The 12,451-nt window shown below is 72.8% G+C and carries 11 protein-coding genes; 7 read left to right on the top strand and 4 right to left on the bottom strand.

Translation table 11 applies throughout. From position 1 onward, the window contains the following. Positions 1-44 precede the first annotated feature (44 nt). Positions 45-227 (top strand): DUF397 domain-containing protein, encoded by a 183-nt coding sequence (locus AB0P06_RS28865; protein WP_363612381.1) that lies wholly within the window; start codon positions 45-47, stop codon positions 225-227. A gap of 84 nt (positions 228-311) precedes the next feature. On the opposite strand, the gene AB0P06_RS28860 is transcribed toward AB0P06_RS28865, so the two are convergent. Beyond that, entirely contained in the window at positions 312-866 is a 555-nt protein-coding gene (locus AB0P06_RS28860; protein WP_363612379.1) for a VanZ family protein, read from the bottom strand. 81 nt (positions 867-947) lie between these two features. Then, complete coding sequence (locus AB0P06_RS28855; protein WP_363612377.1) at positions 948-3,749, bottom strand: penicillin acylase family protein; 2,802 nt, start codon at positions 3,747-3,749, stop codon at positions 948-950. Positions 3,750-4,039: 290 nt separating this feature from the next. Between AB0P06_RS28855 and AB0P06_RS28850 the strand changes: the two genes are divergently transcribed. From AB0P06_RS28850 to AB0P06_RS28835, 4 genes are all read left to right on the top strand, one after another. Further along, the gene (locus tag AB0P06_RS28850; protein WP_363612375.1) at positions 4,040-5,245 is read left to right on the top strand and encodes a cytochrome P450; all 1,206 of its coding nucleotides are present in this window, start codon (positions 4,040-4,042) and stop codon (positions 5,243-5,245) included. Positions 5,246-5,310: 65 nt separating this feature from the next. Beyond that, positions 5,311-6,471: a type III polyketide synthase gene (locus AB0P06_RS28845; protein ID WP_363612373.1), complete on the top strand. Its 1,161-nt coding sequence runs from the start codon at positions 5,311-5,313 to the stop codon at positions 6,469-6,471. Beyond that, positions 6,468-7,049, top strand: coding sequence for an NUDIX hydrolase (locus AB0P06_RS28840; RefSeq protein ID WP_363612371.1), 582 nt, complete (start codon positions 6,468-6,470; stop codon positions 7,047-7,049). The genes AB0P06_RS28845 and AB0P06_RS28840 overlap by 4 nt, the downstream gene beginning before the upstream one ends. A gap of 147 nt (positions 7,050-7,196) precedes the next feature. Then, positions 7,197-7,625 carry an SHOCT domain-containing protein gene (locus tag AB0P06_RS28835; RefSeq protein ID WP_363612369.1) on the top strand — a complete coding sequence of 143 codons (429 nt, stop codon included), beginning with the start codon at positions 7,197-7,199 and terminating at the stop codon, positions 7,623-7,625. A gap of 75 nt (positions 7,626-7,700) precedes the next feature. Here AB0P06_RS28835 and AB0P06_RS28830 read toward each other — a convergent pair whose 3' ends face one another. Continuing rightward, positions 7,701-10,166, bottom strand: coding sequence for a Tex family protein (locus AB0P06_RS28830; RefSeq protein ID WP_363612367.1), 2,466 nt, complete (start codon positions 10,164-10,166; stop codon positions 7,701-7,703). A 222-nt stretch (positions 10,167-10,388) separates the two neighbouring features. On the opposite strand from AB0P06_RS28830, the gene AB0P06_RS28825 reads away from it, so the two are divergent. After that, a complete protein-coding gene (locus tag AB0P06_RS28825; RefSeq protein ID WP_363612365.1) occupies positions 10,389-11,120 on the top strand; it encodes a maleylpyruvate isomerase family mycothiol-dependent enzyme in 732 nt (243 codons plus the stop codon). A gap of 68 nt (positions 11,121-11,188) precedes the next feature. Here the strand turns inward: AB0P06_RS28825 and AB0P06_RS28820 are convergent, their stop codons facing one another. Then, positions 11,189-11,449 carry a hypothetical protein gene (locus AB0P06_RS28820; protein WP_363612363.1) on the bottom strand — a complete coding sequence of 87 codons (261 nt, stop codon included), beginning with the start codon at positions 11,447-11,449 and terminating at the stop codon, positions 11,189-11,191. A gap of 74 nt (positions 11,450-11,523) precedes the next feature. Here AB0P06_RS28820 and AB0P06_RS28815 point away from each other — a divergent pair, with 74 nt between their 5' ends. Next, positions 11,524-12,420: an aminoglycoside phosphotransferase family protein gene (locus AB0P06_RS28815; protein WP_363612361.1), complete on the top strand. Its 897-nt coding sequence runs from the start codon at positions 11,524-11,526 to the stop codon at positions 12,418-12,420. The last annotated feature ends 31 nt before the right edge of the window (positions 12,421-12,451 follow it).

Raw genomic sequence — 12,451 nt, 5'->3', positions numbered from 1 at the left:
GGCGTACCGTCGAGTCGCCGATTCGTCCCTGAGTTGGGGGAGCTATGAGCACAGGACTCGTCTGGTTCAAGAGCAGCCACAGCGGCAACGAGGGCGCCGAGTGCGTTGAGATCGCCTCCTGCATCGACACCGTTCACGTACGCGACTCCAAGGACAAGAGCGGTCCGCGGCTCGACTTCACGCCGACCGCCTGGCAGGCGTTCGTCGAGTTCGCCCGTTCCCTCTGACTACCCGCCACACACCCGGGCTGTCCGTCCCATGGCGGACAGCCCGGTTCTGTACGGCCGCCGACTCTCCCCCGTACGGGTCCGTCAGGCGCTCCTCCCCGCCCGCAGCGAGCGCGCCGCCGCCCGGACCACCTGGCCCGCGAGCAGGCCGGGGGCCGCGCCCAGGGCGAGGCCGAGCAGGCTGTCCCAGACGTCCTGGGCGTCGCAGGCCCGGCCGAGTCCGGGCAGCGCGTACTGGACGGCCTCCACCGCGAACGGCAGGGCCGCCGCACCGAGCAGGGCGGCCGCCGCCCGGGGCCTGGTCCCGGCCAGCGCCGCCGCGAGGCCGACCGGGACGAACATCGCGATGTTCAGCTCCGCCTGCCGCGAGGTCAGCCACTCATCGGGCGGCCGCAGCCCGGCCCCGGCGAACGCGCAGTGCCGGACGGCGTCCCGGGAGAGCTCCCAGAACGCCCCCTGGCTGTCGGGCAGCAGCGTCAGCGTCACCACCCCGCCACCTGCCAGCAGCAGCACGAACGCCACCGCCCAGTGCGCCCGCAGCAGCCGCCCCACCGGCCGGTTCAGCAGCGCCGCCGGTACCAGCGAGCAGAGCAGCCCGGGCCAGAACAGCGGCACCCCGCTCAGGAGACCTGTGATCACGCCTGAACGGACGCCCCGGACGCCCGCCCGGTTCTGGCCGCGCCGGTTTCCGGCGCGGCCAGGGACGCAGGGCCGGAGTGCTCAGCGGTGGGCGGAGAACTGCACCACCTGCTGGTACGTCGGCCGGTTCTGCCAGGTGGTCTTGGCGTCGGTCACCCCGCCCAGCGGCCGCTGGATGACGGTGTCCGCGCACCACTGGTTGCCCGCCGCGCAGTCCGCGTCCCCCGGGTAGACCTGGGCCGGGGTCTGTGCGGCGGCCCGCTTCAGGGTGTCGAGCAGCACCGACCGGCAGGCCGCGAGGTCGCCCCCGCCGCAGAACGGCCGGGCCAGTGGGCCCGCCACCGGCTGGCCGAGCACGGCCCGCAGGTCCTTGTCCAGGTAGCTCCACCAGCCGTACTGGAAGGCGGAACCCTTGTGCGGGATCGACTCGTTGGCGCTGACCGGACCGCCACCGGGGCCCGGCTGCCCGCCCGACGGCGACTCGTTGATCTGCAACGCCCCGGTCAGCGCGGCGAAGAGCTGGTCGCCCAGCCCGGGCCGCATCACCCCCTCCGCGGCCAGCGGCCACCAGGCGTCCATGATCCGGATCGCCGCCGCGTCCGCGTACGTCTGGCTGCCGGCCGAGGTCTCCCGGCGCTGCGCGCCGTGCGCCAGCCAACTCTCCAGCTGCTGCACGGCGGTGACCGCGGCCGGGTCGGTCACCGGGGCGCTGCGGATCACCCGTAGCAGCTCGGGCAGCACGTCCTCGGCCCGCAGGTCGGCCAGCGCGGCGCTCTCCATGGCCTGGGTGAGCGAGACCCGGCTCGCCCTGCCGCCGTTCTTCAGCAGGGCCTTGACCCGGTCGTCGAGCAGGTTGGCCCGGTGCACCGAGCCGTTGCCGTAGCCGGCCGGGGCGTACCCGGCGGCCTGTTTGTTGTTCCAGGAGATGTAGTAGTCCTGGTTGACCGACTGCGGGTGCTCGGCCGGCGGGGTGTACCGCGCGGTGTTGGCCACCGGGTCGAAGTCGGCCCACTCGTAGGCGGGTTCGGCCCGGACGGGCAGGCCGGGGTCGACCCCGGGGGCGCGGACGGGGTTGGCGCCGGAGTTGTAGTACGCGATGTCCCTGGAGTCCGCGTAGAACCAGTTGAAGGTGTAGTTGATGTCCTGCGCGGCCCGCTGGAAGCTCGCGGCGTCGTGCACCGCGCCGGGGTCGTTGAGCTCCTGGAAGCCGATGATGGAGTCGGCCTCGTGGCGGTAGGAGGAGCGCAGCGAGGTGAAGGCGACGGGGGCGCCGCCGACGGTGCCGCGCGCGGTCACCAGGCCGTAGCGGGAGCGGTACATCACCAGGGTGTAGGAGCCGGCCGCGGTGGAGTCGGCGGTGGTCGGGCTCCAGGCGTTCTTCCGCTCCAGCCGGTCGAACGGCAGGCACTGGCCGTGCCAGCGGTAGGAGTTGGCGGCGGTGGTGACGGGTGAGCCGTCCGTGGTGCAGAGCGGGACGGCGTAGGTGTCGGTGATGTCCTGGCCCGCGGAGGTGGCGCTCCAGGCGTAGTCCTGGCCGCGGCCGAGCTGGACGTAGAAGCTGAGGCCGGCGAAGGCGGCGCCGCGGGCGCTGATGCCGGGGCCCTGGATCTCCTCCAGCATCAGCAGCTGCGGGGCGAAGTAGCCGGTCTGCGGGCCGAAGACGGCGACGGGGTGGCCGTCGTCGGTGTGGCTGCCGGAGACCAGCAGGGCGTTGGACATCCCGTGCCGGCCGCGGAGCAGGTTGCCGGGCAGCACGCCGCCTGCCGGGGTGGTGAGCTGTCCGGCCGAGCCGGTGGCGTCGTAGACCAGCCGCTCGGGCACCACCGATCCCGGGTCGGGCAGCGCGGCGCCCTGCGGGTCGTCGGGCGCCTGGGCGTAGGGGAAGCTCTGCCCGTCGTGCAGGGTCTGGACGGCCTCCGGGTCGTCGGCCTCGCGCAGCGACTTCCAGACGGCGTCGCCGGCCTCCTTGCCGTAGCGGGCCTCGGCGGCCGACTTGACCTGGGCGGAGGCGAGTTCACCGCCGCCGCCGGAGCCGAAGAGGGCGCCGACCACGGAGGCGAGGGCCACCAGGTCGGTCAGCTTGAACGGTGCGATCGAGCCCTGGTTGGTGATCGGGTCGATGTGCCCGCTGAGGTCGTACTCGCCGGGGAAGTAGCGGCCGTCGTACGCCTCCTTGACGTACTGGTTGATGCCGTCGAGGTAGGCGGTGGCATCGTTGAGGGCCTGCTTCGCCCGGTCGCCCTGCCCCGCGATGGCGTCGATCTGCCGCTGGAGCTCGTCCTCGGTGTACGGGGCGGCCTGCCAGAAGCTCTGCTCCAGCTGGCGGTTGGCCGCGGCGCCGCCGGCGAAGCCGGAGAGCTCGCCCCGGCCGACGTGCCGGAAGAGGTCCATCACCCAGAGCCGGTCCTGCGCGGCGGCGTAGCCCGCGCCGAACTCGGTGCCGTAGCGGGTGGTTCCGGTGATGTGCGGGACACCGGTGGCCTTGTCCCGGACGATGGCGACGTCGGCGCGGGGCCGGGTGGTGCTGGCCACCTGGTCGGCGGGGACGCCGAAGGAGGCGTCGTTGAAGAAGCTGCGCAACTGGGCCTCGGTGAGGCCCGGGTAGCCGGCCGCGAGCGCCGCGTACGGGCCGAGCTGGTCGTCGGTGTGGGCGGGGCGGCTGCCGAACATCCGGTTGAGGATGATCTCCGCGAGGGTGGCGTTGCCGTTCTCGCCGGGCGGCAGGATGTCGAGGCAGCGGCCGCCGCAGTAGTCGCCGGCCGCGGCGGGGGCGCCGGGCACGGGGGTGGCCGGGGCGGGTGTCGTGGTGAGGGCCGCGGTGATGAGGAGGGCCGCCGAGAGGCCGGCGACCGGGAGCCTGAGCGCATGGGGGCGTCGGTGCATACCAGCTCCTCCGTCAGAGCTAAGAGGGTTCGACGGTAGGGCTGTTACTGGCCGGTTGCCTAGTAGCGTGCATGCCATTTGCCGCGCGCCCCGCACGTCCTGCCGAGTGCGTCCCCGGCAGCAGGTGATCCCCAACTCCCGCATATCTGATGACAATCATCTATCTCGCTCGATCGAGCGAACTATCCGTCACGCCCACACTTTTGCCTCCTCATGGGGGAACATCAGCACGTCCGCGCCCGAACGGCCCATGTCCGGGCGGCACCACCTCAGGCCACTTGGATCAGCCCGTGACTACCTCCGCCCCCGTGTGGGACTGCCCGTTCAACCACACCGCAGGCCTGGAGTTCGACCCCCTCCTGAAGCAACTGCTCACCGAGGACCCGATCGCCAGGATCCGGCTGCCGCACGGCGAGGGCGAGGCCTGGCTGGCCACCCGCTACGAGGACGTCCGCGTCGTCACCACCGACCGCCGGTTCAGCCGCGCCGCCGGCATCGGGCGGGACCTCCCCCGCATGACGCCCGCCCCGATCGCCCAGGTCGAGGCGATCAACCTGATGGACCCGCCCGCCCACAACCGGCTGCGGCGGCTGGTCGCCAAGGGCTTCACCAACCGCCAGGTCGAGCAGATGCGGGCGAAGACCCAGCGGATCGTCGACGGCTTCCTGGACGAGATGGCCGAACACGGCTCCCCCGCCGACCTGGTCCACCACCTCTCCAGCCGGCTGCCGCTCACCACCATCTGCGAGATGCTCGACATCCCCGAGCGGGACCGCGCCGAACTCCGCGGCCACGCCGTCGCGATGATGTCGATGGGCCCCGGCAGCGGTGACGGCCAGGTCCGCGCCAAGACCGCCCTGCGCGACTACTTCGCCGAGCTGACCGCCGCCCGCCGCCGCGCCCCCGGCGAGGACCTGATCAGCGCCCTCGCCACCGCCCGGGACGGCGAGGAACTGCTGGACGACCAGGAGCTCGCCGTGATGGCGATGGTCCTGCTGGTCACCGGCCACGACACCAGCACCTACCAGCTCAGCAACATCACCTACACCCTGCTCACCCACCCCGAGCAGCTCGCCAAGCTCCGCGCCCAGCCCGACCTGCTGCCGCGCGCCCTGGAGGAGCTGCTCCGCTTCATCCCGTTCCGCCAGGGCGTCGGCATCGCCCGGGTGGCCACCGAGGACGTCGAGCTGGGCGGTGTGCTGATCAAGGCCGGCGAGCCCGTGCACGTCTCCTACCTGGCCGCCAACCGCGACGGGCGGATGTTCGACCGGCCCGACGAGCTGGACCTCGACCGCGGCACGGCCAACCACATGACCTTCGGCTACGGCACCCACCACTGCCCCGGCGCGCACCTGGCCCGGATGGAGCTCCAGGTCGCCATCGGCACCCTGCTGCGGCGCTTCCCCGGGCTGCGGCTCGCCGTCCCGGCGGACGGGCTGGACTGGCGGACGGGCTCGATCTGGCGCTACCCGCGCACCCTTCCGGTCGCCTGGTGACCCTCCCCCCGCGCCACCCAGGCGCACGTCCGACGCACCCGTAGGCACCAGGGGAGACCTCATCCATGGCAACACTCTGCCGACCCGCCATCGCGGTACCCGAGCACGTCATCACGCTCGGCCAGACCCTCGACCTGGCCCGCACCCTGCACGCCGGCCACCCGCAACTCGCCCTGGCGCTACGGCTGATCGAGAACACCGGGGTGCGGACCAGGCATCTCGTCCAGCCCATCGAGCAGACCCTGGAGCACCCCGGCTTCACCACCCGCAACGCCGTCTACGAACGCGAGGCCAAGCTGCGCGTCCCCGAGGTGGTCGAACGCGCCCTCGGGCACGCCGAGCTGTCCGCCCGGGACATCGACCTGATCGTCTACGTCTCCTGCACCGGCTTCATGATGCCCTCGCTGACGGCCTGGCTGATCAACACCATGGGCTTCCGCTCGGACACCCGCCAGGTGCCGATCGCCCAGCTCGGCTGCGCGGCCGGCGGCGCCGCCGTCAACCGGGCGCACGACTTCTGCCGCGCCTACCCGGGCTCCAACGTCCTCATCGTGGCCTGCGAGTTCTGCTCGCTCTGCTACCAGCCGACCGACCTCGGCGTCGGCTCGCTGCTCTCCAACGGCCTGTTCGGGGACGCCGTCGCCGCCGTGGTGATGCGCGGCCGCGGCGGCACCGGCGTGCACATCGAGCGCAACGGCTCGCACCTCGTCCCGCACACCGAGGACTGGATCTCCTACGGGGTCAAGGACACCGGCTTCCACTTCCAGCTCGACAAGCGCGTCCCCGGCACCATGGAGATGCTGGCCCCCGCCCTGCGCGCGCTGGCCACCGAGCACAGCTGGGACGTCTCGGGCCTCGGCTTCTACATCGTGCACGCCGGCGGCCCCCGCATCCTCGACGACCTCTGCCACTACCTCAATCTGGAACCCGCCGCCTTCCGTTTCAGCCGCGCCACCCTCACCGAGCGCGGCAACATCGCCAGCGCCGTCGTCTTCGACGCCCTCGCCCGCCTCTTCGACGAGGGCGCCCTTCCCGACGGCACCCAGGGCCTGATCGCCGGTTTCGGACCAGGCATCACCGCCGAGATCTCGCTGGGCAGTTGGGTCGCCACCCCGGTCGGGGCCACCATCCCCCACCGCTCCCGCGCCCTCGGCACCGCCGGCCTCGCCCTGGCCCGTACCGCCACCCCCCTCCGCCTCCCCGCCGGCACTACGATCTCGGAATGACCGATACCACGGACCGAACGGACACCACTGGCAGAGCCGCCGAACTGGCGGCGCGTTTCCCCACGCTGCACGCGCCGCAGCACTGGGCGTGGGGGCCTTACGACGCGCAGTTCTCGACGGAACTGCCGCCGGACGAACTGGTCACCAACATCCATCTGGTCGGGTTCAGCGAGGGATTGGTGGTGCTCTGCCGGGACGAGCGCGACCACTGGTTCCTGCCGGGCGGGACGCGGGAGAGCGGGGAGAGCATCGAGTCCTGCCTGGTCCGGGAGTTGCGGGAGGAGGCCGGCGCGCAGTTGCTCGGGGCGCCGGTCTGGCTGGGGGCGCACCGGTGCGTGACGGACGCCCCGGAGCCGTACCGGCCGTGGCAGCCGCACCCCGAGAAGGCCTGGCTCTGGGGCTGGGCGGAGGTGACGGTGGACTCCGCGCCGACCAATCCGGCCGATGGCGAACAGGTGGTCGAGGTGCGGGCGATGGAGGCGGGCGAGGCGCAGCAGTTGCTGGCCGGTGGGCGCGACGCCTGGTGGGCCGAGCTGATCGGCCTGGCCGTGGAGCTGCGGGGGCGGGCCGGGGGCTGACGCGCGGCCGAGACGCCTGGTCGGCGAGGTATTCCCATCGGCGCCGGAGATCACTTGAATGGCCGAGCAGCGCAGCGCAATGTCCAATATGCGGTGATATGAATCGGGTGACGCCTGTAGCCAGGGGGTCGCACCGATGGGAGCGCCATGGACAACTACCCGCTGCTCAACATCTTCTGGACGATGCTGGAGCTCTTCCTGTGGATTCTCTGGTTCTTCCTGCTGTTCAAGATCATCACGGACATCTTCCGCAGCCATGATCTGGGCGGCTGGGCAAAGGCCGGCTGGCTACTCCTCGTGATCGTGCTACCACTCATCGGCGTGCTCGTCTACGTCATCGCGCGCGGCAGGTCGATGAGCCAGCGAGACGTGGAGCAGGCCCAGCGGAACGAGGCCGCCTTCAAGGAATACATCCGCAGTGCCGCCGCCCCGCCGGCGGAGGGCGGAGGCGGCACCGGGGCCGCCACGGGCGCCCGCAGCCATGTCGACGATCTGGCCAAGCTGGCGGAGCTCAAGGCCACCGGCTCGCTCACCGAGGAGGAGTACCAGCGGGCCAAGGAAAGACTGTTGGCCTGAGCACCGGCCGGGCAGCGAGGGAAGCGACGGCGGCGGGCCGGTGGACACGATGTCCACCGGCCCGCCGTCGTCTGCTCAGCGCCGCCCGGAGCGGCGGTTGCCGGACCCGCCCTGGCCGCTGTTCTGGCCGCCGCCCTGGCCGCCACCGGTCAGACCGGCCCGGCGCAGCGCGTCCGCCATGGCGCTGTTGCCCAGCGGCGCCGACCCGCCGGAGCCCGAGCCGGAGCCGCGCCGGTCCTGGCGCGGCGGACGCGCCGCCCGCTCGCCACCGCGCTCGCTACCACGGCCCCGGTCACCGCCCCGGTCACCGCGGTCGCCGCCACCGCCCCGGCCGACCTCGTCGTCCAGCCGCAGCGTCAGCCCGATCCGCTTGCGCGGCACGTCCACCGAGGTCACCCGCACCGTGACGATGTCACCGGGCTTGACCACCTCGCGCGGGTCCTTGACGAAGTTCTTCGACAGCGCCGAGACGTGCACCAGCCCGTCCTGGTGGACGCCCACGTCCACGAAGGCGCCGAAGGCGGCGACATTGGTCACCACGCCCTCCAGCACCATGCCGGCCTCCAGGTCGCCGATCTTGTCGACGCCCTCCTTGAAGGTGGCCGTACGGAACGCCGGGCGCGGGTCGCGGCCGGGCTTGTCCAGCTCGCCGAGGATGTCGGTGACGGTCGGGATGCCGAAGGTGTCGTCGGCGAAGTCGCCCGGCCGCAGCGCCCGCAGCGCGGTGCCGTTGCCGATCAGCTGCCGCAGCTCCCCGCCGGTGGCGGCGAGGATCCGCCGCACCACCGGGTACGCCTCCGGGTGCACGCTGGAGGCGTCCAGCGGGTCGTCGCCGTCCGGGATCCGCAGGAAGCCCGCGCACTGCTCGAAGGCCTTCGGGCCGAGCCTGGCGACGTCCTTGAGCGACTTGCGGGTGCGGAACGGGCCGTTGGCGTCACGGTGGGCGACGATGTTGTCCGCGAGCGTCCCGGTGATCCCGGAGACCCGGGTGAGCAGCGGCGCGGAGGCGGTGTTGACGTCCACGCCGACCGCGTTGACGCAGTCCTCGACCACGGCGTCCAGCGAGCGGGAGAGCTTCACCTCGCTGAGGTCGTGCTGGTACTGGCCGACGCCGATCGACTTGGGGTCGATCTTGACCAGCTCGGCCAGCGGGTCCTGGAGGCGGCGGGCGATGGAGACCGCGCCGCGGATGGACACGTCCAGCTCGGGCAGCTCCTGCGAGGCGAACGCGGAGGCCGAGTAGACCGAGGCGCCGGCCTCGCTGACCATCGCCTTGGTGAGCTTCAGCTCGGGGTGGCGCTTGAGCAGGTCCTCGGCGAGCTTGTCGGTCTCCCGGGAGGCGGTGCCGTTGCCGATCGCGATCAGGTCGACGGAGTGCTTCTTCGCCAGCGCGGCCAGGGTGGCCAGGGCGGCGTCCCACTTGTTGGCGGGCTGGTGCGGGTAGATCGTGTCGTACGCGACGACCTTGCCGGTGTCGTCCACGATCGCGACCTTCACCCCGGTACGGAAGCCCGGGTCGAGGCCCATGGTGGCGCGGGTGCCGGCCGGGGCGGCGAGCAGCAGGTCGCGCAGGTTGGCGGCGAAGACGCGGACGGCCTCGTCCTCGGCCTCCTGCCGCAGCCGGCCGCGCAGGTCGATGCCGAGCCGGACCAGGATGCGGGTGCGCCAGGCCCAGCGGACGGTGTCGCCGAGCCACTTGTCGGCCGGGCGGCCGTGGTCGGCGATGCCGAACCGGGCGGCGATCCGCTGCTCGTAGTCGCTCTCCCCGGGCAGGTCGCCGTCCTCGCCGTCGAACGGGGACAGCTCCAGGTCCAGCACCTCCTCCTTCTCGCCGCGCAGCATCGCGAGGATGCGGTGCGAGGGGAGCCTGGTGTACGGCTCGGCGAAGTCGAAGTAGTCGGCGAACTTGGCGCCGTCCTGCTCCTTGCCGTCCCGGACGGTGGCGACGAGGCGACCCCGCGTCCACATCCGCTCACGCAACGTGCCGACCAGGTCGGCGTCTTCCCCGAACCGCTCGACCAGGATGGCGCGGGCGCCCTCCAGCGCGGCGGAGGCGTCGGCCACCGACTCGTTCAGGTAGCCGGCGGCCAGCGCGGCCGGGTCCTGCGCCGGGTCGGCGAGCAGGGTGTCGGCGAGCGGCTCCAGGCCGGCCTCGCGGGCGATCTGCGCCTTGGTGCGCCGCTTCGGCTTGTACGGCAGGTAGATGTCCTCCAGCCGGGCCTTGGAGTCGGCGGCGAGGATGCGGGCGCGCAGCACGTCGTCCAGCTTGCCCTGCGCCTCGATGGACTCCAGGACGGCGGTGCGGCGCTCCTCCAACTCGCGGAGGTAGCGCAGCCGCTCCTCCAGCGTGCGCAGCTGGGTGTCGTCGAGGGAGCCGGTGACCTCCTTGCGGTAGCGGGCCACGAAGGGCACGGTCGAGCCGCCGTCGAGCAGGTCGACGGCCGCCTTCACCTGCCCCTCGCGGACGCCCAGCTCCTCGGCGATCTGCCGCTCGATGGCCTGCTGGGCCTGCTTGACCACCTGTTCGGCTGACGTGCTCACGAAGCCGGTCACCTTCTCCAGAGTTGCTGTCCCCGTTGTTCCCCGTACGCCCTGCATTCTGGCAGGTACCGGCGACCGGTCCCGGACGCCCCCGGGCGCGCCGGGCGTGGCGCGGCTCCGTTCCCGGCCGCGCCGCTTCCTCCGCCGCCGTCTCCGTCCCGCCCCCGCGTCAGCCGAAATCGGTTCGGCGGGCGGTACCGGCGCGGGGTAGCGTCCGCCGGTATGGAGAAGAGCGACTACGCGGCCGCGATGCGGCGTGACACCACCCGGTTCCTCACCGCCGTCACCGGCGATCTCGGCCTGACCGTGCCGAGTTGTCCGGGGTGGCGGGTGGCCGACCTGCTCTGGCACGTCGGCGAGGTGTACCGGTTCTGGACCAGGGTGGCCGAGGGGGAGATCACCGACCCGCACACCCAGTACACCGAGCCCGAGCGGCCCGCCGACGACGCCCTGCCGGGCTGGTTCGCGGAGGGCGCCGAGCAGTGCGCGGCGGTGCTGGAGCGGCTCGACCCGGCGGAGCCGAGGTGGAGTTGGTCGACGCAGGCGAACGCCGGCTTCATCCAGCGGCGGATGGCCCAGGAGATCGCCGTGCACTGCTGGGACGCGGTCAACGCGGTGGGCCGGGACGAGCCCGTCGAGCGGACGCTGGCCCTGGACGGCATCGACGAACTGCTCACCCTCTTCCTTCCCCGGGCCGCCCCCGACGGCCTCCCGGAGGCCGGCCTGCACCTGCACGCCACGGATGCCGAAGGCGGCGCCGGAGAGTGGACCCTCCGCGCGGTGGACGGGAGTTGGCAGCTCGGACGGGAACACGGCAAGGCCGCGGCGGCGGTCCGCGGCACGGCCTCCGACCTGCTGCTGATGCTCTGGGGCCGGCGCGACGCGGACCGGCTGGAGGTGTTCGGCGACCCGGAGGTCATCAAGGCCTACCGGGCGGCCTTCGAACTCGACTGATCCGGCGGGCCGTTCGAGCCAGGCCCGTTCAGGCCTGCTCAGGCCCGCCCGGCACCTCCCCGGCCCGTTCAGGCCGGGGAGACCGACGAGCGGGGCTCCCCCGACTCGGCCAGGTCGATCAGGTGGACCTGGCCGGTCGAGAACACCAGGGCGACGAAGAGCAGCACGAGGATCAGCGTCCCGAACAGCAACGGCTCGTCAAGCCACTCCCGCAGCACCAGCAGCCCACCGGGCCGCCGGCTGAACCGCCCGGTCACCGCCGCCACCGCCAGCGCCGCCACTCCGCCGAGCGCCCCCCACAGGACCCAACGCTCCCGCCTGTTTCTCATCCCCTTCTCATCCCCACACCCTGGTGTTCGAAATCCGGCTGAGGGTCGGGGAGATCCGCTATAGGCTGCCCGCCATGTGTGCTGCCGCGCGGATGCATCCCGACGAGCCGGACATCGACGCGGCCCTGGTCAGGCGACTGCTCGCCGTCCAGTTCCCGCAGTGGGCGTCCCTGCCGCTGGAACGGGTCGCCTCCTCCGGCACGGACAACGCGATGTTCCGGCTCGGGCCCGAACTCGCCGTGCGGCTGCCCCGGGTGGGCTGGGCCGCCGAGAGCGTCGACCGCGAACAGCACTGGCTGCCCCGGCTCGCCCCGCAGCTGCCGCTGCCCATCCCCACGCCGCTCGCGCAGGGCCGGCCCGGCTCCGGCTACCCCTGGCAGTGGTCGGTGATCCGCTGGCTGGGCGGCGGCAACCCGATCGTCGGCAGCATCGCCGAGCCGGTCCAACTCGCCCGCGACCTGGCCGGGTTCGTCACCGCTCTGCGCGCGGTCGACCCGGCCGACGGCCCGCCGTCCTCCCGGGGCGTCCCACTGGCCTCCCGGGACGGCGCCACCCGCGCCGCGATCGCCAGGCTGGACGGCGCGATCAACACCGAGGCGGCGACCGCGGTCTGGGACAAGGCGCTCCGCCTGCCCGAGCACGCCGGCCCGACCGTCTGGGTGCACGGCGACCTCTCCCCCGGGAACGTCCTGCTCGCCGGGCGGCGGCTGGGCGCCGTCATCGACTTCGGCCTGATCGGTGTCGGCGATCCGACGGTGGACCTGATCGTCGCCTGGAACCTGCTGCCCGGCATCGCCCGGTCCGCGTTCCGGACCGCCCTCGCCGCCGACGAGGCCGCCTGGGCCCGCGGCCGAGCCTGGGCGCTGTCGATCGCCCTGATCCAACTCCCCTACTACCGCCACACCAACCCCGCCCTGGCCGCCAACGCCCGCCATGTGATCCGCGAGGTCCTCGCCGACCGCAGCGTCTGAAGCCGGGCGCCCGACCTCGCACACGACCGTT

This window comes from Kitasatospora sp. NPDC088351 (assembly GCF_040685575.1).
Classification (GTDB): domain Bacteria; phylum Actinomycetota; class Actinomycetes; order Streptomycetales; family Streptomycetaceae; genus Kitasatospora.
This window is presented reverse-complemented; position numbering and strand designations above follow the sequence as displayed.

Coding starts and splice junctions, on each gene's coding strand:
- AB0P06_RS28820 (WP_363612363.1), bottom strand. CDS start 11,449: ATGAGAAACAGGCGGGAGCGTTGGGTCCTGTGGGGGGCGCTCGGCGGA.
- AB0P06_RS28825 (WP_363612365.1), top strand. CDS start 10,389: ATGGAGAAGAGCGACTACGCGGCCGCGATGCGGCGTGACACCACCCGG.
- AB0P06_RS28835 (WP_363612369.1), top strand. CDS start 7,197: ATGGACAACTACCCGCTGCTCAACATCTTCTGGACGATGCTGGAGCTC.
- AB0P06_RS28845 (WP_363612373.1), top strand. CDS start 5,311: ATGGCAACACTCTGCCGACCCGCCATCGCGGTACCCGAGCACGTCATC.
- AB0P06_RS28840 (WP_363612371.1), top strand. CDS start 6,468: ATGACCGATACCACGGACCGAACGGACACCACTGGCAGAGCCGCCGAA.
- AB0P06_RS28815 (WP_363612361.1), top strand. CDS start 11,524: ATGTGTGCTGCCGCGCGGATGCATCCCGACGAGCCGGACATCGACGCG.
- AB0P06_RS28865 (WP_363612381.1), top strand. CDS start 45: ATGAGCACAGGACTCGTCTGGTTCAAGAGCAGCCACAGCGGCAACGAG.
- AB0P06_RS28855 (WP_363612377.1), bottom strand. CDS start 3,749: ATGCACCGACGCCCCCATGCGCTCAGGCTCCCGGTCGCCGGCCTCTCG.